17 protein-coding genes and 1 riboswitch are annotated in these 23,053 nt (G+C 70.2%); of the genes, 10 read left to right on the top strand and 7 right to left on the bottom strand.

Annotation, left to right across the window (positions count from 1 at the left end):
• Position 1: 1 nt before the first annotated feature.
• On the top strand, positions 2 to 775 hold the full coding sequence (locus tag CEK66_RS00275) for a TorF family putative porin (protein WP_223875633.1): 774 nt from the start codon (positions 2 to 4) through the stop codon (positions 773 to 775).
• A 12-nt stretch (positions 776 to 787) separates the two neighbouring features.
• Here CEK66_RS00275 and CEK66_RS00280 read toward each other — a convergent pair whose 3' ends face one another.
• Genes CEK66_RS00280 through CEK66_RS00290 form a run of 3 tightly spaced genes read right to left on the bottom strand, consistent with a single transcriptional unit; the run spans position 788 to position 3,784 of the window.
• A complete protein-coding gene (locus CEK66_RS00280) occupies positions 788 to 1,492 on the bottom strand; it encodes a sulfotransferase family protein (RefSeq protein ID WP_152235556.1) in 705 nt (234 codons plus the stop codon).
• The gene (locus tag CEK66_RS00285; protein WP_152235557.1) at positions 1,489 to 2,403 is read right to left on the bottom strand and encodes a sulfotransferase domain-containing protein; all 915 of its coding nucleotides are present in this window, start codon (positions 2,401 to 2,403) and stop codon (positions 1,489 to 1,491) included. Before CEK66_RS00285 ends, CEK66_RS00280 begins: the two co-directional genes overlap by 4 nt.
• Complete coding sequence (locus tag CEK66_RS00290; protein WP_152235558.1) at positions 2,396 to 3,784, bottom strand: cytochrome P450; 1,389 nt, start codon at positions 3,782 to 3,784, stop codon at positions 2,396 to 2,398. The genes CEK66_RS00285 and CEK66_RS00290 overlap by 8 nt, the downstream gene beginning before the upstream one ends.
• A 533-nt stretch (positions 3,785 to 4,317) precedes the next feature.
• Between CEK66_RS00290 and CEK66_RS00295 the strand changes: the two genes are divergently transcribed.
• Positions 4,318 to 5,079, top strand: coding sequence for a class I SAM-dependent methyltransferase (locus CEK66_RS00295; RefSeq protein ID WP_152235559.1), 762 nt, complete (start codon positions 4,318 to 4,320; stop codon positions 5,077 to 5,079).
• A gap of 358 nt (positions 5,080 to 5,437) precedes the next feature.
• Here CEK66_RS00295 and CEK66_RS00300 read toward each other — a convergent pair whose 3' ends face one another.
• The 3 genes from CEK66_RS00300 to ahcY form a co-directional block, all read right to left on the bottom strand.
• Positions 5,438 to 5,737, bottom strand: coding sequence for a type II toxin-antitoxin system RelE/ParE family toxin (locus CEK66_RS00300; protein ID WP_017912972.1), 300 nt, complete (start codon positions 5,735 to 5,737; stop codon positions 5,438 to 5,440).
• A 1-nt stretch (position 5,738) separates the two neighbouring features.
• On the bottom strand, positions 5,739 to 6,023 hold the full coding sequence (locus tag CEK66_RS00305) for a ribbon-helix-helix protein, CopG family (RefSeq protein ID WP_017909630.1): 285 nt from the start codon (positions 6,021 to 6,023) through the stop codon (positions 5,739 to 5,741).
• A gap of 260 nt (positions 6,024 to 6,283) precedes the next feature.
• Positions 6,284 to 7,729, bottom strand: coding sequence for an adenosylhomocysteinase (gene ahcY, locus CEK66_RS00310; RefSeq protein WP_152235560.1), 1,446 nt, complete (start codon positions 7,727 to 7,729; stop codon positions 6,284 to 6,286).
• A 33-nt stretch (positions 7,730 to 7,762) separates the two neighbouring features.
• Positions 7,763 to 7,862, bottom strand: a riboswitch (S-adenosyl-L-homocysteine riboswitch).
• 152 nt (positions 7,863 to 8,014) lie between these two features.
• Here ahcY and CEK66_RS00315 point away from each other — a divergent pair.
• The 5 genes from CEK66_RS00315 to CEK66_RS00335 all read left to right on the top strand — a co-directional run bounded on the left by CEK66_RS00315 (position 8,015) and on the right by CEK66_RS00335 (position 17,078).
• Entirely contained in the window at positions 8,015 to 10,558 is a 2,544-nt protein-coding gene (locus CEK66_RS00315) for a prolyl oligopeptidase family serine peptidase (RefSeq protein ID WP_226978436.1), read from the top strand.
• Positions 10,559 to 10,718: 160 nt separating this feature from the next.
• On the top strand, positions 10,719 to 13,433 hold the full coding sequence (gene ppc / locus CEK66_RS00320) for a phosphoenolpyruvate carboxylase (protein ID WP_152235561.1): 2,715 nt from the start codon (positions 10,719 to 10,721) through the stop codon (positions 13,431 to 13,433).
• Between the two features lie 83 nt (positions 13,434 to 13,516).
• Positions 13,517 to 14,092 carry a TetR/AcrR family transcriptional regulator gene (locus CEK66_RS00325; RefSeq protein WP_152235562.1) on the top strand — a complete coding sequence of 192 codons (576 nt, stop codon included), beginning with the start codon at positions 13,517 to 13,519 and terminating at the stop codon, positions 14,090 to 14,092.
• Between the two features lie 59 nt (positions 14,093 to 14,151).
• The gene (locus CEK66_RS00330) at positions 14,152 to 15,132 is read left to right on the top strand and encodes a DUF4105 domain-containing protein (protein WP_167522050.1); all 981 of its coding nucleotides are present in this window, start codon (positions 14,152 to 14,154) and stop codon (positions 15,130 to 15,132) included.
• Positions 15,129 to 17,078, top strand: coding sequence for an alpha/beta fold hydrolase (locus CEK66_RS00335; RefSeq protein ID WP_152235563.1), 1,950 nt, complete (start codon positions 15,129 to 15,131; stop codon positions 17,076 to 17,078). The genes CEK66_RS00330 and CEK66_RS00335 overlap by 4 nt, the downstream gene beginning before the upstream one ends.
• A 64-nt stretch (positions 17,079 to 17,142) precedes the next feature.
• On the opposite strand, the gene CEK66_RS00340 is transcribed toward CEK66_RS00335, so the two are convergent.
• Positions 17,143 to 17,457, bottom strand: coding sequence for a hypothetical protein (locus CEK66_RS00340; RefSeq protein WP_152235564.1), 315 nt, complete (start codon positions 17,455 to 17,457; stop codon positions 17,143 to 17,145).
• Here CEK66_RS00340 and CEK66_RS00345 point away from each other — a divergent pair.
• Genes CEK66_RS00345 through CEK66_RS00355 form a run of 3 tightly spaced genes read left to right on the top strand, consistent with a single transcriptional unit; the run spans position 17,456 to position 22,667 of the window.
• On the top strand, positions 17,456 to 20,242 hold the full coding sequence (locus CEK66_RS00345) for a TonB-dependent receptor (protein WP_193312525.1): 2,787 nt from the start codon (positions 17,456 to 17,458) through the stop codon (positions 20,240 to 20,242). The two genes, CEK66_RS00340 and CEK66_RS00345, sit on opposite strands and share 2 nt — an antisense overlap.
• A gap of 47 nt (positions 20,243 to 20,289) precedes the next feature.
• Positions 20,290 to 21,405 (top strand): Ca2+-dependent phosphoinositide-specific phospholipase C, encoded by a 1,116-nt coding sequence (locus CEK66_RS00350; protein WP_152235565.1) that lies wholly within the window; start codon positions 20,290 to 20,292, stop codon positions 21,403 to 21,405.
• 44 nt (positions 21,406 to 21,449) lie between these two features.
• Positions 21,450 to 22,667 (top strand): histidine-type phosphatase, encoded by a 1,218-nt coding sequence (locus tag CEK66_RS00355; protein WP_152235566.1) that lies wholly within the window; start codon positions 21,450 to 21,452, stop codon positions 22,665 to 22,667.
• Positions 22,668 to 23,053: the final 386 nt, after the last annotated feature.

A 23,053-nucleotide genomic window follows, 5' to 3' on the forward strand; every position in this document is an offset into this window, starting at 1 on the left:
CATGCGCAGCGCAGCGCTGCTGCTGGCGCTGGGCGTCGCCGCACCGGCCTGGGCCGGGACCGCCAGCGCCAATCTGGCGGCGACCTCGAACTACGTCTCGCGCGGATTCGAGCAGAGCTGGGGGCGGCCGGTGCTGCAGGGCGGGCTGGACGTGGCCGCGGACAGCGGCTGGTATGCCGGCACCTGGGCATCCGGGGTGAGTCCGTACTTCATCGAAGGCGGGCACGTGGAGTGGGACGTGTATGCCGGCTACGCGGCCAGCCATGGCGACTGGGGCTGGCGCGCCGGCGTCTACCACTACGCCTACCCCGGCGCGCGCATGAGCGCCAGCGGCACGCGCTACGACTATGGCGAGGCCATCGTCGCCGGGCACTGGCGCACGCTGGAACTGTCCTACGCCAGCACCTGGACGCGCGACTACTTCGGCTACAACAGCGCCACGCTGGGCGTCGGCCAGGGCCGGCACTCGCGCGGCTCCGGTTATCTGGCGCTGGACGCCACGCTGCCGCTGGCGCCGGACTGGCAGGCCAGCGTGCATGCCGGCCACCAGCACGTGCGCAACTTCGCCGACTACGGCTGGACCGACGCGCGCGTGGGCCTGAGCCGCACCTGGCGCGGCACCGAGTTCGGCCTGAGCTACGCACGGGCCTGGAACAGCGCCGGCGTCTATCGCCGCTACACCACCGGCGTGGCGGATGGCGAGGGCCGGGTGCACGTCTCCAACCCGATCGACGGTGCCTGGTCGTTCTCGATCAAGCGCAACTTCTCGCTATAGGCGGACGCGCGCTCAGCCGTCGGCGGGCGCTGCGAACGCCTCGACGGCGAGCCGGTCCAGGTAGGCGCGCAGGCGTTGCTCGCGTTGCGCCGGGTCGCTGGGCAGCGGGCGCGCTTGCGTGCCGCCGCCGCTGCGCGCATGCACGCGTGGATACGGCTGTGCCGGCACCGGCACGCCCAGGAAGGCGCACAGCGGCTCCCAGCCCGTCTGCGCGTCGGTGTCGAGCACCAGCAGGCGCTGCGCCGGCACGCTGGCGATGACCGCCTGGTTCCAGCGGCGGAAATAGTCGGTCATGAAGCTGCGATCGTCGATGCGCGTGGCGAAGTCGCGGCGCAGGAACTGGCTCAGCCGCTGGCCCTCGGCGCCGAACAGGGCCGGCACCCTGCCGTCGCTGGCGAAGATGGTGCTGCGCACCGACTCGAACCAGGCATCGGCATCGCGCACGGTCAGGATCACCTTGGCCTGCGGGTAGCGCGCGACCAGCTCGCGCCAGAAGCAGCAGCCGGGATAGTCGACGGTGGCGGTATAGCCGGCGAACAGCGTGTCCCAGTCCGCCTGCCCGTCGATCGCCGCGTCCCACAGCGGCAAGGCCTGGCGCAGGTGCGCGGCCAGTTCCATGGCGTGATAGCAGCGGCCCAGGCCCAGATGTTCCAGCGCCAGCTTCAGCGACAGGGTGCCGGTGCGGCCGAGGCCGGCGCCGACGACGCACAGGCTCATGCCGACGCCCCGGCGCCCTGCGCCAGCCACTGCGTGGCCTCGCGGCCCAGCTCCGCCTGCGCGCGCGCCTCGTAGTCGGCGGCGACGGTCGCCGGCAACAGCGTACGCCAGCGGCCGCTGCGGCCCTGGTTGAAGAAGGCCTTGCCGCCTTCGCGCCACAGCCCGGCGCCCTGCGGCACGTAGCGCGCGGCGTGCTGGCGCATGTAGCCGAACTGGCAGTGCGCCAGGATGGTCTCCCGGTCCGTCTCGCGCACCGGAATCTCCAGGAACGCGGCGATGCGCCGCACTTGCCCGGGCAGATCCTGCAGCAGGTCGGCGTAGTGCACCAGCAGCACGTTCGGCTGCGCGCGCTGCTGCCACCAGCTGCGCACGCCTTCCCAGAACGGCCAGAACGGTGCGCCGTCGTGGGCCAGCCAATGCGCCACGTAGGCATCCATCGGCAGGCTCGGCGGCGGCACCACGCGCAGCTTGCCCGGTTCGGCCGCCCCGGCATCCAGCCGCGCCTGCGCATCCTGGCTGACCGCACACTGGTGGTCGTACAGGCTCAGCGCGATGTCGCGGCCGTCGCGGCCGATGTACAGGTATTTGGCGCGATCGCTGACCACCAGCGCATCGGCGGGCAGATGCGTCTTGATGAAGCGCCGGTGGGTCTGCGCCTGCAGCAGCGCGAGCTTGCTCGTGCGGTCCGGGTACACACCGTCCAGCCACGGCGAGATCGCCGACACGTCGACGTCCGCCGCGCCCTCGAACAGCAACTGCGCGACGATCTGCTGCAGCCAGGTGGTGCCGGCCTTGGCGTAGCTGGCGATGACGATGTCGCCGTCGCGAAACTCCAGTTCGTTCCAGGCGGCGGAATCGAAAAAGCGGTTGGAGTATTCCCGGGTCTTGGCGAAGGCAGTGGAATCAGCCATGCGGGGTTTCCGGTGTGCGGGGGAAGGGCGCCGTCGCGGGCGACTGGCGGGACAGGGTTGTCGTGCGCGGGCGCAAGGCGATGCGGACATCGAGTGGACGCAGCACCAGCGCCGGATACGGCCGTGGCCGTGCATCCGTCGCCAGGTGCAGCGTGCGCTCGCGCAACAGGCCGGCCACGACCACGGTCATCTGCACCAGCGCCAACTGGCTGCCGATGCAACTGCGCGGACCGCCGCCGAACGGAAAGTAGGTGTAGCGCGCCGGTGTCTGCGCCGGGTCCAGCCAGCGCGCCGGCAGGAAGCGGTCCGGCGCGGAGAAGTGACGCGGATCGCGCTGCACCACCCACTGGCTGACGATCAGCTGGGTACCGCGCGGCACCGCGAAGCCGCCCAGCGTGGTGTCGCGTTGCGCGATGCGCGCGGTCATCCACGCCGGCGGATACAGGCGCATGGCCTCCTTCACGCAGGCGCGCGTCAGCGGCAGGCGTTCGACGAGCGCATCGGCGCAGGGCGTGGTGGATGCGCCGTCGATACCGGGCAGGGCATCGGCTTCCTCCGCCACGGCCTGCGCGATCGATGGATGTTGCGCCAGCAGCAACAGCGTCCAGGTCAGGCCGGCCGCCATCGGCTCCAGCGCCGACATCAGCATCGCCGCCGCTTCGTCGCGGCACCAGTCGTCGTCGGCCTGCGGAGCGTCGCGTCGCAGCAGCTCCAGCACCGAGGCGTCTGCGCCATCAGAATGTGGCGACGTCAGGATCTGCGTCAGCGCGGTGTCCAGTGCGCCGCGTGCGGCACGCAGGCGGCGCTTGCCGGCACTCGGCCACCAGGCCGGCGCCGCGGACGGCGTACGCGTCTGCTGCAGGATCGCATCGACCATCGGCAGCATCCGCAGCAGCGCCGGCGCGTGCACCGCATCGCCGAGCAGGAAGCCGGCGCCCAGTTGCGCGCAGAGCGCGGTCATGGTCAGGCGCAGGTCGTGCACGTTGTCGATGTCGCCGCGCGATCGCAGCAGCGCCTGTGTGGCGGCGGCCGCCTTTGCGGCGTAGTCGCGCACCAGGCTGGCGCGGAACGCGGGCTGCAGCGCCTGGCGCTTGCGCCGCCAGGCCTCGCCCTCGCTGTTCATCACCGATGCCGGAAATGCAGCGCGCCGCGCACGCGGATCCGGATCGGATTTGGCGTAGAGGCTGCCGTCGTCGCCGAGCACCTTGGCGATCGCGGTTGGTGCTGCGAGCAGATAGGTGCGCTCGGCGATCCGCACCACGTCGCCATGCGTGCGTGCGCAGTGTTGCAGGAAGTCGAGGGGATCGGTGGCGAACGCCTGCCGGTTGCCGAATGCCCAGTGCCCGCGCGGGCCTGGCGGGCGCGGATGCGGATCGGTCACGTGCAGATCCGCACGAATAGCCGTGTCGGCGGGTCACACCGCGACGCAGGAGGGGACATGGAGCCGATGGCGAACGGGCGTGCGGCCGTGCGAAGCGGAGAGCGCTGGGGAGAGGGGGCGGGTCGCCCCCTCTCGCACGGTCATGCCACGCGACGGTGGCGGGGGAGGTCAGTAGGTGTAGATGTAGCCGAGCTTGCGGCCACCGAGGCTCTGCACCCAACGCGACAGCGAATCAAAAAGGCGTTTCATGGCGATACTCCTGATTGAGCGGGGGATCTGTTGCGATTGTCGCGCCTGCCTCAGCGTGGCAGGCGCGGGAAAAAGCATCCTCGCTTGGATGCGGCGGCGCAAGCAAAAGACTGAAGCGCGGCCAACTGCAATGCGCATGTCATCTGCAGTTTTGTGGCGTGTGTCGCACGCGATTGCAGCGCATCGCCGCGCCTGCCATGCAGGGTGCCGCCCTGCATGTGTGGCCACTGCGTCGCCATCGCTGCGTGCTATGGTCGCGCCACTTCGGCAACGAGTGGCTGCGGATGCCCGTGACCCACGAGTACGATCGCCTGGCCGCGATCTACGACCGTTTCTACGATCGCTGGCCTGCCGCCGTCACCCAGCAGTGCGTCGGTGTCCTCGCCGAGCTGGCCGCGGGCCGTGCGGCGCTGGAACTGGGCATCGGCACTGGCCGCATTGGCTTGCCGCTCGCGCACTGCGATGTGCCGGTCACCGGTATCGACAATTCGCCTGCGATGCTCGAGGCCTTGCGTGCCAAGCCCGGCAGCGAACGCCTGCACCTGGTCTGCGCCGATTTCGCCGACATGCCGGTATGCGGCCCGTTCGGCCTGATCTACGCGGTGGCGGCATTCGGGTATCTGCTGACGCAGGCCGAGCAGCTGCGTTGCATGGTCAACGCGGCGCGCTGCCTGGCGCCCGACGGCCGCTTGCTGATCCAGAGCGCGGTGCCGGGTGCAGAGGTGTTCGAAAGCGGCGGCAAGGTCAGCCAGGTGCTGGACGTGCCGGACACCGACGGCGATGGCGCGGCGGTGATGCTGGTGTGCTCGCAGCCCGATCCGCTGCAGCAGCGCATCGACCAGCGCGTGGTGGTACTGGGCGAATCCGCTACGCGCATCTTCAGCGAGCGCCGCCGTTATGTGTGGCCATCGGAGCTGGACCTGATGGCGCAGATCGCCGGCCTGCGTCTGGAGGCGCGCTGGAGCGACTGGGCACGCACGCCGTATCACGCGCGCAGCCGGATCCAGATCTCGGTGTACGTGCCTGCCAGTGAGCGCACGGCCTGAGAGATTCACGCCGTCGTAAGCGCTTGACGGCGATGTCCGGTCTGCGAGTGGCGGCGTCGGAAGTAGTTGGGCTTTATCGCATTCGGCGTCTGCGGCCATGCCGCTGCCGGACTAGGCTATCCCGTTGGTGTATAGGCGAACCGCGCCTGCAGCCGCGCGCATCGTGTCTGGTCTGGTCGACGCCGTGCTACGACCCGGCACGGGCGCTTGGCTTCGCGATCGCCAGTTTGCGGCGGGGAACACTCAGCATTTCATCCTCGGTTGCGAAGTGCCGCGCTAGCCCGCGCCATGGGAGGCAGTGACAGCAAATCAGGCAAGCAACGCATCGACCAGATCAGCGTGGGCACCGGCCCCGGTTTCATGCATCGCGTGCATAGCCTGCTTCGCGTTGTGCGCGGATCGCCAGGACAAAGACGGTATCCAGCGCCACCACGTATCGGTAGAGGGCGATATATCCCTGAGCGCCTTGGCCAATCACCAGTTCACGCAGATCATGGCGCGTCAGCCGGCCGATCAGCGGATTGTCCGTCAGCACGTTCGATGCGCTGACGATCTCGCTCAGACGCTCTTGGATATGCTCGGCTTCGTGTTGTTCCAGATGGCCGATGATGCGCCGTAGGTCCTCGTTGACAGAGGGCAGGAACTCGACGTGCGCCATGCTATTTCGCGAACTTGCGGGCGGCGGGAGGGGGAATGTCCTTGCCCTCAATGCGTTCCATCAGATAGCGACGCATCTCGTCCCAGGGAATGCTCTCGCCGGTTTCGAGGAATTCGCCCCAACGGCGCTCGGCCTCTGCATGGAAGTCGACGCGCCGCTCGGCCAGCTCGGCCTTCTCGGCGATGGCTTCCAGGATGAAGTTGTGCGACGTGGTGCCGGCCGCTTCCGCGGCCTTGGCGACGCGGGCCTTGAGCGCGTCCGGCAGGCGGATGGTGGTGGTGCTCATGGGGAGCTCCAGGCGATTGGTGTGGAATCAATGTAGCACAGGTGTGGTACAGACGGCCTGGCTGGGCAGGCGCGTCGGCCGACTGGCCGGAAAAGGCCGCTTGGAGCAGGGATTGGCGCAAGGTGGCGACGTCTGCGGTTTTTCGCTCCGTACGAATTTCCAGCTCCCTTCCCCCCACACGCTTGCTGCGCCGATCGCACAAAAAAACGGGCGCCTCGCGGCGCCCGTTCCTGTCTGCCTGGCGATGTGCTGCCGATGGCTCAGTAGCGGTAGTGCTCCGGCTTGAACGGGCCATCGACCGGCACGCCCAGGTAGGCGGCCTGCGCGTCGGTGAGCTTGGTCAGCTTCACGCCGATCTTCTCCAGGTGCAGGCGTGCCACTTCCTCGTCCAGCTTCTTCGGCAGGCGGTACACCTGCTTCTCGTAGCTGTCCTTGTTCTGCCAAAGGTCGATCTGCGCCAGGGTCTGGTTGGCGAAGCTGTTGGACATCACGAAGCTGGGGTGGCCGGTGGCGCAGCCCAGGTTGACCAGGCGGCCTTCGGCCAGCAGGAAGATCGCGTTGCCGTTGGGCAGCACGAACTTGTCCACCTGCGGCTTGATGTTGATCTTCTGCACGCCCGGCAGCTTGTACAGCGCCTCGACCTGGATCTCGTTGTCGAAGTGGCCGATGTTGCAGACGATGGCCTGGTCCTTCATCTGCGTCAGGTGCTCGATGCGGATGATGTCCTTGTTGCCGGTGGTGGTGACGTAGATGTCGGCCTGGCCGAGGGTGTCCTCGACGGTGTTGACCTCGAAGCCTTCCATCGCCGCCTGCAGCGCGCAGATCGGGTCGATCTCGGTGACGATGACGCGGGCGCCGTAGGCACGCAGGCTGTGCGCCGAGCCCTTGCCGACGTCGCCGTAGCCGCACACCACCGCGACCTTGCCGGCCAGCATCACGTCCATCGCGCGCTTGAGGCCGTCGGCCAGCGACTCGCGGCAGCCGTACAGGTTGTCGAACTTGCTCTTGGTCACCGAGTCGTTGACGTTGATCGCCGGGATCAGCAGGGTGCCGGCTTCGGCCAGCTGGTACAGGCGGTGCACGCCGGTGGTGGTCTCTTCGGAGACGCCCTTCCAGTCCTTGACCACGCGGGTCCAGTAGCCCGGGCGCTCCACCGCCACGCGCTTGAGCAGGTTCTTGATCACCTGCTCCTCGTGCGAGGAGGACGGCTCGTCCACCCACTTGGCGCCGTTCTCCAGCTCATAGCCCTTGTGGATCAGCAGGGTCACGTCGCCGCCGTCGTCCACCACCAGTTCCGGGCCGGTCTGGGTGCCGTCGGGCAGGGTGAAGGTCAGCGCGTCGAGGGTGCAGTCCCAGTATTCCTCCAGGGTCTCGCCCTTCCAGGCGAACACGGGGGTGCCGGTGGCGGCGATCGCCGCGGCGGCGTGGTCCTGGGTGGAGAAGATGTTGCACGAGGCCCAGCGCACATCGGCGCCGATGTCCTTCAGCGTCTCGATCAGCACCGCGGTCTGGATGGTCATGTGCAGCGAGCCGGTCACGCGCACGCCGGCCAGCGGCTTGGCGGTGGCGTACTGGCGGCGGATCGACATCAGGCCCGGCATCTCGTGCTCGGCGATGTCCAGTTCCTTGCGGCCCCAATCGGCCAGGGAAATGTCGGCGACCTTGTAGTCACCCTCGGTGGAAAAGCTCTTGAGTGCAGCGTTCATCGATAAAGCTCCGGTCAATGGCGAGAAACTCGCGAAGTCCGGGCGCCGTTGTCGCTCAAGCCTCGCGCCGAGCCTGGCCGGATCTGGAGACGGGGAATCCGGTCTCGATCCGGTCGCAGCGCCCCTCGGCGCAAGGGGTAACCGATTATAGCGGCTGCCGCGTGTGGCGCTTGAACGCGGGTCAGTGCGGGGAATGGCATGCCCAAGCCCAACAATCGACAGGGGGCGGGCGGCGCCGGCCCTGCTACCGTCGTCGGTTCGATCGATGGGAAGGAGAGGGGAGAGATGAACCAGATCACAGTGCGCGGGCGCCGCCGTGTCGCCAGGCCGGTCTGCGGCCTGCTGTGCGCGGCCCTGGCCGCGGCCGGCAGCGCCGCCGCCAACGCGGCCTCGGCACCTGCGGCGGCTGCCGTGAGCGCCGATCCGTCCGACAGCGGCTATCAACTGCCGTCGGCGCCGCTGCAGGCCATCGTCGATGCGCCGCGGCCGCCGCAGCTGTCGCTGAGCCCGCGGCGCGATCTGGCGGCGATGCTGCAGTTGCCCGCGCTGCCCGGCATCGCCCAGGTCGCGCAGCCGGAACTCAAGCTGGCCGGGCTGCGCATCCATCCGCGCACCCGCTCGCAGAGCCGCTTCGCCTTCGGCGACAAGCTGTGGCTGCTGCGCATCGCCGACGGCAGCGAGCTGCAGATCGAGGGTTTGCCGTCGCCGCTGTCGATCGCCGGCATGGCCTGGGCGCCGGACCAGCGGCATCTGGCCTTCAACCGGGTCGACGGGCGCAGCGGCGCCAACGAGCTGTGGGTGGTGGACATCGCCGCGCGGCGTGCGCGACGTGTCGCCGAGCGGCTCAACACGGTGTCCGGCGAGGGCTATGCGTGGATGCCCGACAGCCGCCAGTTGCTGGTGTTGCTGCAGCCGCAGGCGCAGGGCGCGGCGCCGCCCGCCGACGCGGTGCCGACCGGGCCGGCGGTGCAGCAGACCGCCGGTGGCGGTGCCACCGCCTTGCGCACCTACCAGGACCTGCTGAAGAACGAGGCCGACGCGCGCCAGTTCGACGATCAACTACGCGCGCAGCCGGCGCTGGTCGACGTCGACGGGCGGATGCAGCGCATCGCGTCTCCCGACCTGTATCTGTCGCTGGCGCCGTCGCCGGACGGCCGTTATCTGCTGGCGCAGCGCCTGCAGCGGCCGTTCTCCTACCTGGTGCCGGCCAGTGGCTTCCCGCGCACCATCGAGGTGCTGGACCGCGCCGGCAAGCCGGTGCACACGGTGGCGCAGCTGCCGCTGGTGGAAGGCCTGCCGACCGGCAACGATGCGGTGCGCACCGGTGTGCGCGATATCGACTGGCGCAGCGACGCCCCGGCCACCCTGGTCTGGGCCGAGGCCCAGGACGGCGGCGACCCCGCGCGCGAAGCGGCGGTGCGCGACGCGGTGCTGCTGCAGGCGGCGCCGTTCAAGACACCGCCGGTGACGCTGGCGCGCCTGCAGTCGCGCTTCGCCGGCATCGCCTGGGGCCGCGGCGACCTGGCGCTGATCGACGAGTTCTGGTGGAAGACGCGCCAGACCAGACAATGGCGTGTGGCCCCGGACCATCCCGCGCAGGCGCCGCAGCTGCTGGTAGAGCGTTCGCAGGAGGACCGCTACGCGGATCCGGGCACGCCGGTGACGGAGCGCGATGCGGCCGGCAACCCGCGCCTGTTGATCGCCGCCGACGGCCACAGCCTGTTCCTGCGCGGCGAAGGCGCCTCCCCGCAGGGCGATCGACCGTTCCTGGATCGCTACGATCTGGACACGCGGAAAAGCACGCGCCTGTTCCAGTCGCAGGCGCCGTACTACGCGGTACCGCAGGCCTTGCTCGACGCCAGCGGCCAGCGCCTGCTGATCACCCGCGAGACGCCGCAGGAGCCGCGCAATTTCTACCGGCTCGACGCTGCGAACGCGGAGCCGGTGGCGCTGACCCATTTCACCCATCCCACGCCGCAGTTGCGCGACGTGCACAAGGAACAGATCCGCTATCGGCGCAAGGACGGGGTGGAGCTGACCGCGACCCTGCTGCTGCCGCCGGGCTACGACGCCAAGCGCGACGGCCCGCTGCCGATGCTGATGTGGGCCTACCCGGGCGAGTTCAAATCCGCCGACGCCGCCAGCCAGGTCACCGATTCGCCGTACCGCTTCAACGCGATCGGCTACTGGGGCCCGCAGGCGTTCCTGGCGCTGGGCTATGCGGTGCTCAACGATCCGTCGATGCCGATCGTCGGCGAGGGTGCGCGCGAACCCAACGACACCTACGTCGAGCAACTGGTCGCCGATGCGCAGGCGGCGGTGGACGAGGTGGTGCGGCGCGGCGTCGCCGATCGCAACCGCATCGCCATCGGCGGGCATTCCTATGGCGCCTTCATGACCGCCAATCTGCTCGCGCACACGCGCCTGTTCAAGGCCGGCATCGCCCGCAGCGGCGCCTACAACCGCTCGCTGACCCCGTTCGGCTTCCAGTCCGAGGAGCGCACCTACTGGCAGGCGCAGCCGGTGTACCAGGCGATGTCGCCGTTCAACTACGCCGACCGGATCAAGGATCCGCTGCTGCTGATCCACGGCGCCGAGGACAACAACTCCGGCACCTTCCCGATCCAGAGCGAGCGCATGTACGCGGCGATCAAGGGCAACGGCGGCACCGCGCGGCTGGTGATGCTGCCCAACGAGGCGCATGCCTACCGCGCGCGCGAGTCGGTGCTGCAGATGCTGGCCGAGAGCGAGCGCTGGCTGCGCACCTATCTGGGACCGGCGCCCACGCCGACGTCCATGCCGGCTGCGGCAGGCGCCACGCCGCGCTGAGCCGCGCCTGCGCCACGGCCGCACGTGCGTGCCGCCGTGGCGCAGGGCGCTGCTGTGCAGTGCAAATGGTTCGCTTTGAAACCGTCGCGCGGCCGACGGGAACGCGATCCCTTTTCGGTTAGGCTTGCGGCGCCCCCACTGCCGAGCCATGCGTTTCCCGATGAACGAGTCCCGCAGCAGCATCGTCTTCGCCACCCCCGACCTTCCCCTGCGCGACGACGTGCGCCGCCTCGGCGCCCTGGTGGGCGACCTGCTCGCCGAACAGGTCTCGGCGCAGTTCCTCGACGAGATCGAACGCATCCGCACCACCGCGATCGCGCGCCGCGAGCGCGCCGCGCCGCTGTCCTCGCTGAGCGAGCAACTCGCCGGCCGCGCGCCGCGCGATGCCGAAGCGCTGGTGCGCGCCTTCAGCACCTATTTCCAGGTGGTCAACATCGCCGAGCGCGTGCACCGCATCCGTCGCCGCCGCGACTACCAGCGCAGCAGCGCCGACACGCCGCAGCCGGACGGCCTGCTCGACGCCTTGCGCCGGCTCAAGGCGCAGGGCGTCGGCATCGACGAACTGCGCGACTGGCTGCCGCGCATCGACGTCGAGCCGGTGTTCACCGCGCACCCGACCGAGGCGGTGCGGCGTGCGCTGCTGGAGAAGGAACAGTTGATGGTGGCCAGCCTGGTCGACAACCTCGACGGCCTGCGCACCCCGGGCGAGCGCGCCACCGACGCGGCGCGCTTCCGCATGGCGCTGACCGCCTCGTGGCAGACCGCCGATTCCTCGCCGGTGCGTCCCACCGTGGAGGACGAGCGCGAGCATGTCGGTTTCTACCTGACCCAGGTGCTGTACCGGGTGATCCCGGTGATGTACGAGACCCTGGAGCACGCCATCGAGCAGACCTACGGGCAGGCGCTGAGCCTGCCGCGGCTGCTGCGCTTCGGCACCTGGGTCGGCGGCGACATGGACGGCAACCCCAACGTCGATGCCGCCACCATCACCGCCACCCTCGACGCGCAGCGGCGTGCGGTGCTGGAGCGCTATCTGAAGGAACTGTGGCAGCTCGCCAGCCTGCTCAGCCAGTCGACCACCCTGGTCGCGGTCAGCGCGCCGCTGCTGGAGCAACTGGAGCGTTACCGGCAACTGCTGCCGGAAGCCGCGGCGCGCTCGCGGCCGCGTCACGGCGACATGCCGTACCGCCTGCTCAACGATCTGATGCGCGCGCGCCTGCAGGCCACCCTGGACGATGCGCCCGGTGCCTATGCCGCGCCGGCCGAACTGGAAAGCGATCTGCAGTTGATCCTGGACAGCCTGCAGGCCAACAAGGGCCTGCACGCCGGCTGGTTCGCGGTGCGGCGCCTGCTGTGGCGGGTGCGCAGCTTCGGCTTCCACCTGGCGCGGCTGGACGTGCGCCAGGAGTCCAGCGTGCATGCGCGTGCGGTCGCCGCCGCGCTGGACACGCAGGACTGGGACGCGCGCGCGGTGGAAGCGCGCGCAGGCCTGCTCGGCCCCTACGCCAGCGGCGAACAGGCGCTGCCGGCGGCCGACGACGACGGCAATGCGCGGCTGGACGCGGTGTTCGCCGCGCTCGCCGATGCGCGCGCGCGGCACGGCGCCGACGCGCTGGGCAGCTACATCATCTCGATGGCGCACGACCGCGCCGACGTGCTGACCGTGCTGGCGCTGGCGCGCCGCGGCGGCCTGGTCGATGCCGACGGCGCGGTGCCGCTGGACATCGTGCCGCTGTTCGAGACCGTGGACGACCTGCGCGGCGGCACCGCGACCCTGCGCGACCTGCTGGCCGACCCGGTCTACCGTCGCCACCTGGCCGCGCGCGACGACGTGCAGATGGTGATGCTCGGCTATTCCGACAGCGGCAAGGACGGCGGCATCGCCGCCTCGCGCTGGGGCCTGCAGCGCGCGCAGGTGGAACTGCTGGAGGCGGCGGCCGAACTCGGCATCCGCCTGACCTTCTTCCACGGCCGCGGCGGCTCGATCGTGCGCGGCGGCGGCAAGACCACGCGCGCGCTGGAGGCGGCGCCGCGCGGCAGCGTCGACGGGCGCCTGCGCGTGACCGAGCAGGGCGAGGTGATCCACCGCAAGTACGGCATCCGCGCGCTGGCGCTGCGTTCGCTCGAACAGATGACCGGCGCGGTGCTGCTGTCGAGCCTGCGTCCGCGTGCGGCCGATGCGCGCGAGGCCGGCTGGCGGCCGGTGATGGACCTGGTCGCCGAGCACAGCAGCCAGGCGTACCGCGGCTTCGTCGGCGATGCCGAGTTCATGCGCTATTTCCGCCTGGCTACGCCGATCGACGTGATCGAGCGCATGACCCTGGGCTCGCGGCCGTCGCGGCGGCTCGGCCAGGATGCGGCGCTGTCCAACCTGCGGGCGATTCCCTGGGTATTCGCCTGGAGCCAGGCGCGCGCGGTGATCCCGGGCTGGTACGGCGTGGGCAGCGGCCTGCAGGTGGCGGTGGACGCCGGACACGAGGACGCGCTGCGCGCGATGGCCGCGGACTGGCCGTTCTTCCGCACCTTCCTCGACGACATCGCCATGGTCCTGTCCAAGGGCGACCTCAACATCGCCGAGATGTTCTCGCGCCTGTCCGGGCCGCTGCACGAGCGCTTCTTCCCGCGCATCCGCGACGAACTGGCGCTGACCAAGGGCTGGGTGAAGGCGCTGACCGGGCAGTCGTCGCTGCTGCAGCACGATCCGCGCCTGGCCTTGTCGATCCGCCTGCGCAATCCGTACATCGACCCCATCAGCGTGCTGCAGGTGGACCTGCTGCAGCGCTGGCGCGCTACCGACGGCGAAGACGAGGACCTGCTGCGGGCGCTGGTGGCCTGCGTCAACGGCGTCGCCCAGGGCGTGCAGAACACCGGCTGAGCCCGGTGCTTCCAGGGCGCCGCCGGTGGATACCGGCGGCGGCCGGCCGTGATTCGCTTGCAAGCGGACAAAATTGTCCGATAATGCCGCGCATGGAAATGCGAGCCGATACCGCCCACCGCCGCCGCCTGTTGCTGGACGCCGCCGACGAGGTGTTCTGCGAGCACGGCGTGCTGGCGCCGCTGGAACTGGTGGTGGAGCGCGCCGGCCTCGGCCGCGCCACCCTGTACCGCCATTTCGCCGACCGCACCGAGTTGATGGCGGCGCTGCTGGAACGCGGCCTGGACGGCCTGGAGGGCTGCGCGCGCGAGATCGGCACGCGGCCGGACGGGCTGTTCCTGCTGATGTACGACGTCGCCGAACACATCGCGATGTCGGCGCCGCTGGCCGACTACTGGCGGTCGATGCCGCGCGAGCATCCGACGATCGCCGCGGCGCATACGCGGGCGATGGCGATCCTGCTGCCGTACCTGCAGCGCGCCATCGCCGCCGGCCTGTGCCGCGCGGACCTGGGCGAGCAGGACCTGGCCCTGGCGATGGACATGCTCGGCGCCTGCCAGCGCGGCAGCGACGAGGCCGAACGCAAGGCGCTGGCGCAGCGTTGTTGCCGCCTGCTGTGCCACGCCCTGGCCACGCCCGCGGCGGCGGCCGAGTTGTGAGCGCCGACGGCGCCGCGCGTCGACGCGCCTGGCCATGGCGGCTGGCGCGCGCACTGGCGATGCTGGCGGTGCTCGGCGCCAGCCTGTGGGGCGCGCTGTTCCTGAGCTATCTGCCGCATACCGGCGCGGTGGTGCGCTACGGCTCGGCGCTGCTGTGGGCCGCCTTGGGCGGCGCGGCGCTGTGGGGCCTGCGGCATCCGCGCGAGTACCGCGTGCTGCCGCTGCTGTTCGCGGTCGGCTGCGCCGGCATGGCGGTGGGCTGGTCGGCGCTGCAGCCGCAGCAGAACCGCGACTGGGCCGACGATGTCGCGCAACTGCTGCAGCCGCAGGTGGACGGGCATGTGGTGACCCTGCACAACGTGCGCAATTTCGCCTGGCGCAGCGACCACGACTACACCCCGCGCTGGGAGACGCGCCGTTACGACCTGGAGCGGCTGGCCTCGGCGGACCTCGCGCTGTCGTACTGGATGGGGCCGGCGATCGCCCACACCCTGGTCTCGTTCGGCTTCGACGACGGCCGTCGCGTGGTGTTCTCGCTGGAGATCCGCAAGGAGCGCGGCGAGGCGTTCTCGGCGCTGGCCGGGTTCTTCCGCAACTTCGAGCAGGTGATGGTCGCCGCCGACGAACGCGACATCCTGGCGGTGCGCAGCAACGTGCGCGGCGAGGACGTCTATCTGTACCGGCTCAACCTGTCGCGTGCGCAACTGCGCCAGCTGTTCCTGGGCTACGTGGCGCGGGCGCAGCAACTGCAGCGCACCCCGCGGTTCTACAACACCGCCACCAGCAACTGCACCACCATCGTGTTCGAACTGGCGCGCAAGCTCGATCCCGCACTGCCGCTCGACATCCGCCTGCTGCTGTCCGGCTACCTGCCGTCCTACGTCTACGCGCAGCACGGCTTCGTGCCCGGCTACAGCCTGGCCACGCTGCGCGCGCGCGGCCGCATCGGCGAACGCGCGCGCGCGGCTGGCGTTGGCGACGACTTCTCCACGCGCATCCGCGCCGGCATTCCCGGCGACGATCCCGCCGTCGCGCCATGACCCGGTACTTACGTCTTGCGCGGTGCGCGGGCACCGCGCTGCTGGCTGCCGGGCTGCTGCTCGGCAGCGGCTGCGCCATGGTCAGCGTGCAGTCGCGCAGCGCTGCCGACTACATCGCCACCCAGCGCGGCGACGTGCTCAGCACCGGCAAACTCAGCGATGCCAGTCTGGAGACGTTGCGCGTGCTCGCGCTCGATCCCAAGACCTGCGAGGCGGACGTTGCGGCCTGCGCCACGCAGCTGCGCGCCCTGCAGGGGCTGGATCAGGAGCGGCGGCTGGCGACCCTGTCGGAGCTGTGGGTGCATGCGGCCAATGTGCGCACGCCGCGGCAGGCGAGGGCGCTGGACGATGCGACGCTGCAGGCCTGGCTGGAAGCCGCGCGCTACGCCTACGCCTACCTGTTCTACACCCAGCGCCCGGCCAGCGCGCGCGCCTTCGAGGACCGGCAGACCCAGGTGCGCGACTACTACAACTACGCAGTGCAGCAGGTGGTCGGCGAGCTGTTCCTGCGCTGGCGCGCCGGCAGCGCCAGCGGCGAGTTGCACGACGACGACACGCTGCGCACGGCCGGCTGGCAGGTGCGCGCGGACATGGGCAGCTTCCGCCTGCCGGGTGGCGTGGCGCGTCCGGACGCGATGCTGCCGGCGTCGACGCTGCGCTTCGATGGCTTACGCAGCACCTACCGTCGCGACGGCTTCGGCGCCGAACTGGTCGCGGAGATCGCACCGTCCAAGGTCGGCGACCCGACCGCGGCGGCGGCCGCCAAGGCCACGCCAAACCCGCACGCGCCGGCGTTCAGCGAGATGCCGTATGCGCCGACCACGGTGCTGCTGCGCTTCGACGGCGACAGCCTGGCGCAGGTGCTGGACACCCGCAGCGTGGTGGTCGCGCCCTACGATCCGTACCGCGACGGCGAGGTCGAGGTGCACGGCCAGCGCCTGCCGCTGGCGGCCAACTTCACTGCGGCCTATGGCCTGTGGCTGGCTCGTGCCGGCTTCGCGCGGCAGTCGCTGCGTTCCATGCTCGGCCGCGAGGATGGCATCGACCAGCCGCATCTGTACCTGATGCAGCCGTACGATCCGGACCGGCGCATCATCCTGATGCTGCACGGCCTGGCCAGCAGTCCGGAGGCCTGGGTCAACGTCGCCAACGAACTGATGGGCGACGAACAACTGCGCCGCCACTACCAGATCTGGCAGGTCTACTACCCGACCAACATGCCGATCGCCTGGAACCGCGCGCAGATCGAGACGCTGCTGCAGCAGACCCTGCGCCATTTCGATCCGCAGGAGCAGGCGCCGGCCTCGCAGCACATGGTCCTGATCGGCCACAGCATGGGCGGGGTGATCGGGCGCCTGTTGGTCAGCGACTCCGGCGACACGCTGTGGAACGACCTGATCGGCGCGCGCGGCGACCGGCGCCCGCTTGACCCGCAGGCGCTGGCGCAGTTGCAGCCGCTGCTGCGCTTCGCGCCGTTGCCGGAGGTGGACCGCGCCATCTTCATCGCCGCGCCGCAACGCGGCACCACCTTCGCCGAAGGGCGCCTCGGCCGCCTGGCCGGGCGCCTGGTGCGCCTGCCGGTGACGCTGCTCGATCGCTTGAACACCTTGCTGCAGGGGATCGACGGCCCCGACGGCGCGCCGATGCGCGTGCCCAACAGCATCGACAACCTGCGCGACACCGATCCGTTCGTGCGCGCGGCGGCGGACCTGCCGATTTCGTCGGCGGTGCGCTACCACACCATCATCGCCCGCCGCGATCCGGCGGTGCCGCTGGCCGACTCCGACGACGGCTTGGTGCCGTACCGCAGCGCGCATCTGCCGGGCGCGGTCTCCGAACTGGTGATCACCTCCGGCCACAGCGTGCAGGAGACGCCGCAGGCGATCCTGGAGATCCGCCGCATCCTGCATGCGCAATTGCAGGTGGACGCCGCCGCGACGCGGTGACGCTGCCCGTGACGGGCGGTTGTGCGCGTTCGTCGTCGAGCGCCCGCTGGGTTGCGTTGTCGCCTCATGCGCCCCACGGGCTGGGCGAGGCATCGCCTGCTGGAGCGTTGGCCGCCGCGTCGACGGAAGCGGCCAGGATGTCGCGCTGCCATCGGTGGCGCAGCCGCAAGACGGCACGGCGAATGGTTTCAATTGTGCCGAATTGCGCAGGAAAGGCGCCGAATCGTCGGTCGACGACCTGCGGTGACATCGTTGTCATCAAATTGCAGCCGCGCCTGCCAACAATGCGCGCCGCCGCGAACACGATCTCGGCCTCTCTCCCCTCCATGCCCGGCCTGCGGCCCGTTCCGTTGGCCGCGCCTACGTTCGGATTTTTCATGTCGCACTCGATCCATCTTCAGAAACGCCTGTCACTGGCGATCGCCGCCGCGTTGCTCGGTGTCGCGCCGATGGCCTTGGCCCAGGCGCAGGATGCGCAGGAGACGCAGACCGCCGCGTCCGACGCCAGCGCCAAGACCCTGGACAAGATCACCGTCGCCGTCACCCGCTACAACGCCGCGGACATGCAGATGGCCGCGACCAACACGGCCAACGTGCTGTCGGCCGAAGATCTGAAGTACACCGCCGTGCACAACATCGCCGAGGCGCTGGGTCTGCTGCCGGGCGTCAACGTGGTCAACACCGGGCAGTCGTACTTCGGCGGCGTCGACGGCGCCGCGCGCGGCGAGGGCATGTTCGCCTCGGTGCGTGGCCTCAACGCCGAGTACAACGTCAACCTGATCAACGGCGTCAACGTCGCCCAGGGCCTGCCCTACAGCCGCAGCGTGCAGCTGAGCCTGCTGCCGCCGTCGGGCCTGCAGACCATCGTGTTGAACAAGACCTCCACCGCGGCGATGGACGGCGACGCGATCGGCGGCACCATCGATTACCGCACCCCCAGCGGCTTCGACTACAGCGAGGCGATGGGCGGCAGCGTCACCGCCAGCGGGCGCATGGAAAGCCGTGCGCGCGACTACGGCGACGACGGCCTGGGCAAGGGCGCGGCCGGCGAATTCCACGCCAAGTTCGGCGCCGACAACCAGTTCGGCGTGTACACCAGCGCGTACTACGACGAGCGCCACTACGTGAACAGCGAAGTGGCCAACGCCGCCGCCTCGCGTGGCGACTGGGGCAAGAAGTACTTCTCGCGCACCACGGCCAGCGGCCAGCCGGCGCCCGGCTACGATCCGCAGGACCTGCTGATGGCCACCGGCGCCAACATCGGCTATTCCGCCGGCGATACCACGCGCTACGGCGGCAACGTGTCCTTCGACTGGCACGTCGACCCGAGCCTGCAGCTGTACGCGCGCGCCACCTACGCCTACGCCAAGACCGAGCAGAACACCGGCTACACCCAGCTGGTGCCGGCCAACGTGAGCCTGGCGCAGATCGGCACCACCGGCGTGTACCAGCCGCAGATCAACCGCGTGGCGGTGCGCTACTGGTACGAGACCAACCCGGAAGTGGCGGACCTGGCCACCTTCCAGTTCGGCGCCGACAAGCAACTGGGCAACTGGACGCTGTCGCCGAACCTGTTCTACAGCTACGGCGACAACGATCGCCCGGACCACGTGGAAATCTCCGCGCGCGTGGACCAGTACGCCTCCACCCAGTTCCCGTACGGCGGCGCCAGCACCTTCTCCGGCTACGACGGCGACGGCTTCCCCAAGCCGCTGCTGACCCCGGCGCTGCAGGCCCAGGCCAGCGACATCGGCAGCCTGTATGCGCGTCGCTACGGCCAGTTGACCAAGTCCTACAGCGGCCAGACCAAGGGCGGCGCCAAGTTCGACGTGCGCTACGACTTCGACCAGGGCGCGCTGAGCAACATCCAGTTCGGCGTGAAGTATGTCGACAGCTCCCGCGACTTCACCTCGCGCGACTGGACCAACAGCAAGTTCACCGACGGCACCCTGCTGCGCGACACCGGCCTGGTGGTCGGCCAGTACGACTCGGTGTACCCGGGCAAGTACGCATGGCCGACGGTCAAGCTCAGCAACGGCGGGCTGAAGGCGATGATCGCCCAGCATCTGACCGCGGCCAGCTTCGACACCTGCGGGAGCCTGGCGATCAACAACCAGAACTGCGCGACCATGCGTGGCGACGAGGCGGTGACCTCGGCGTATGCGATGGCCACGTTCCGCAGCGGCGACCTGGAAGTGATCCCGGGCGTGCGCTTCGAGCACACCAGCATCCGCAACACCTTCTGGACCATGCCCGAAGACGCCAACGGCAACGAACTGCCCGGCTTCTTCAGCAGCAACCACACCAGCTACGACGTGCCGCTGCCGAGCGTGTTCCTGAACTACCGCCCGGGCAACGGCAATGCGGTGTACCGCGCCTCGGTGTGGACCAGCTACACCCGGCCGGCGCTGGTGCAGCTCGGCGGCGGCGCCAACTACGACGTCTCCAGCGACGGCACCACGGTCATCACCGAGGGCAATCCGGACCTGAAGCCGATCAAGTCGCTCAACGTCGACCTGTCCGGCGAGTGGGACAACGGCCACGGCGGCCACGCGATGCTGGCCGGCTACTACAAGCGCCTGACCGACTACATCTACGAGAGCGGCTCGGATCCGGCCAACGCCGGCACCAGCACCGGCGCCGGCAATGTGCGCTACGTGCGTCCGCAGAACGGCGGCGACGGCAAGGTGCTCGGCGTCGAGGCCGCGGTGCGGCAGACCCTGCAGGGCATGCCGGCACCGCTGGACGGCTTCGGCATCGGCGCCAACGTCACCCGCCAGACCACCCGCGTCGACCTGGGCATGGACGGCTTCCACGACGAGCGCATCCAGAACGCGCCGGACCTGATGGCCAACGCCGAGCTGTTCTACGAGAAGGGCCCGCTGTCGGTGAACCTGGCCTATCACTACTCCGGCGAGTACGTCTCGGTGTACGACTACTACAACCGCGGCGCCACCTGGGACGACCTGTGGGTCAAGCCGATCACGCGCGTGGACCTGCACGTGGGCTACACCTTCAACGAGCACCTGCGCGCCGACCTGTCGGTGGCCAACCTCACCAACCGCCTGAGCTACTGGGCGCACGTGGGCCACAACAGCACCGCGATCTCCGACATCGTCGATGCCGGCCGCACCGCGCTGCTGAACGTGAAGTACACGTTCTGAAGCGGGCGCTTGCGCACGCTGGACGTCGCCACCCGTCGCACGGCCCTGTGCCGCGCGGCGGGTGGGGCGTTGTCGGCCGCGCGCTGCTGCTCGTCTGGCTGGCGCTGATCGGCCTGCCGGGAGCGGCCAGCGCGGCAGCGGCACCGGTGACGGTGCCGATCGACGGCTTGCGCCTGGACCAGGTGCAACTGCTCGGCTCGCACAACAGCTATCGGCCGGTGCCGACCGCGCAGGTGCGCCAGCGCCTGCAGGCGCACGACGCCGCCGAATGGCCGGCACTGGCCTATGGCCATCCTTCGCTGCAGGCCCAGCTCGCGCTGGGGCTGCGGCAACTCGAACTCGACGTGGCCGCCGATCCGCACGGCGGCCTGTACGCCGCGCCGTATGCACGGGCGGATGCGGCGACCCGGGCCCGCATGCACGCGCCCGGCGCCAAGGTGTTGCACCAGCCGGGCCTGGATTACGCCAGCCATTGCCTGCGCTTCCGCGATTGCCTGGCGATCCTCGCCGCCTGGTCGCGCGCGCACCCGCGGCATGCGCCGCTGGTGGTGCTGGTCAATGCGGTGGATTTCGATCCGGTGCCGGGCCTGTGGCCCCACCGTTCCGCCTTCGACGCCAACGACCTGGACGCGCTGGACCGCGACATCGCCGAGGTGGTCGGGCGTGCGCGCCTGATCCTGCCCGACGACGTGCGCGGCGACGCGCCGAGCCTGCGCGAGGCGGTGCTGGCGCATGCCTGGCCGCGGGTGGCGCAGGCGCGCGGCCGCCTGCTGTTCGTGCTCGACGGCAATCCGCGGCACGAGGCGCTGTACCGACAGGCGCATCCATCGCTGCGCGGCCGCATGATGTTCGGCTGGTATGCGCCGGACCAGCCGGAGGCGGCGGTACTGTCGATCGAGGATCCGCTGACCGAGGCGCCGCGGATCCGCGCGCTGGTGACGCAGGGCTTCCTGGTGCGCACCCGCGCCGATACCGATGGCCGCGAGGCGCGCGCGCACGACCGCCGCCGCGCACAGGCGGCGCTGGAGGCCGGCGCGCAATGGATCAGCACCGATTACTACGCCGGCGCCCCGGATCCGCAGCGGCTGGGCTACTGGCTCGGTATCGCCACGGGCCTGCGCTGCGACCGGGTCACGGCCGCATGCGGCACGAGCGCGCCGTGAGACTTTCCATGTTGGGGACGATGATGAAAACAAGAACGCGTTGGATGCTGTGGGTCGTGCTGCTGGTGGCAGCATTGGGCGCGCAGGCGCGGCCGGCGCCGAAGACAGCGCCCGCGCTACAGGTCGAAAAGGTCTGGATGCTGTTCCGCCACGGCGTGCGCGCGCCGTTGCCGGGCGAGGCCGCGGCCGCCGCGCTGGCGCCGCAGCCCTGGCCGGTGTGGGACACGCCGCCGAGCCTGCTCACCACGCACGGCCGCACGGCGGTGGAACGCAGCGGCGACTACACCCGGCAATGGCTGCTGCGCGATGGCGTGCTGCCGGCGCAGGGCTGCCCGGCCGATGGCACGGTCAGCATCTACGCCAACTCCGATCAGCGCACCATCGTCAGTGCGGAGCTGCTCGCCGACACCCTCGCGCCCGGCTGCCATCTGCAGGCCGGCCACCAGGCCGAGGGCAGCGACGACCCGCTGTTCCGTCCGGTGGAAGCCGGCGCGGTGGAGTTCGATGCCGCCGCCGCGGTGGCCTCGATCCAGCGCCAGACCGGCGGCCCGGGCGCGGTGCTGGCACCGTATGCGCGCGAACTGCGCACCATGCAGGAGATCCTCGGCTGCACGGAGCGCTGCGACTTCGTGCACATGCCCTCGTCGCTGACCCCGGGCGCGAACGGGCGCAGCCTGGCCTTGCACGGCCCGCTGGACCTGACCTCGGGCACGGCCGAGGTGTTCATCCTGCAGTACGCAGAAGGCATGCCGCTGAACCAGGTCGGCTGGGGTCGCGCGACGCCGGCGCGCATCGCCGCGGTGTCGCGACTGCACGCCTTGCTGTTCGAGATCTACGCACGGCCGCAGTACATGGCCGCGCGCGCGGGCGCGCCGCTGGCGCACCGCCTGCTGGACACGCTGGGCGCGGACGACGCGCCGCGGCTGAGCGTGCTGGTCGCCAGCGACACCCACATCGCCGCGCTAAGCGGCCTGCTCGACCTGCACTTCCACCTGCCCGGTTTCGGCCGCGACGACGCGCCCCCCGGCGGGGCGCTGGTGGTGGAGCAGGTGCGCGACCCACGCAATGGCCAGCGCTACGTGCGTGTGCGCTACCAGGCGCAGTCGCTGGACCAGTTGCGCGCGCTGACCCCGCTGAGCCTGCGCCATCCGCCGCTGCTGCAGACCCTGCAGATTCCCGGTTGCAGCGACGCCGCGACCGGGCTGTGTCCGCTGCCGAAGTTCCAGGCGCTGCTGCAGGCCGCGCTGCAGCGCCGCGGCTGAGGCGCTCCCGCCGTGACCATCGCTGCTGCCTGGCGGACCAGGGTGAAGCACACATGCCGTGCCGCCTGTACGGCCGCCCTTGAGCGCACGCCGACGATGCGGTAGCGCGCGTGTCTGCCTGCGGGAGTCGACTGTCATGCAGCCGCGGCAAGCGCCGCCGACAGCCGACTGACACCCTCCGTCGTCGCGACTGAAGGGCACCTCTAAAAACCCCGCCTTTGGCATCATTGGTCTGGAGAACACGCCGAGGACGCCACGATGATCAGCCTGTTTGCCGGCCACGAACGCGAAGCCAAGCGGCAGCAGATCGGCGATCCTCTGGCTCTGCTGTCACGGCATATCGACTTTGCCGGGATTGCTCACGCCGTAGACGCGAAGCTGTCCTT

The organism is Xanthomonas sp. LMG 12460, assembly GCF_009192895.1.
GTDB lineage: Bacteria > Pseudomonadota > Gammaproteobacteria > Xanthomonadales > Xanthomonadaceae > Xanthomonas_A > Xanthomonas_A sontii.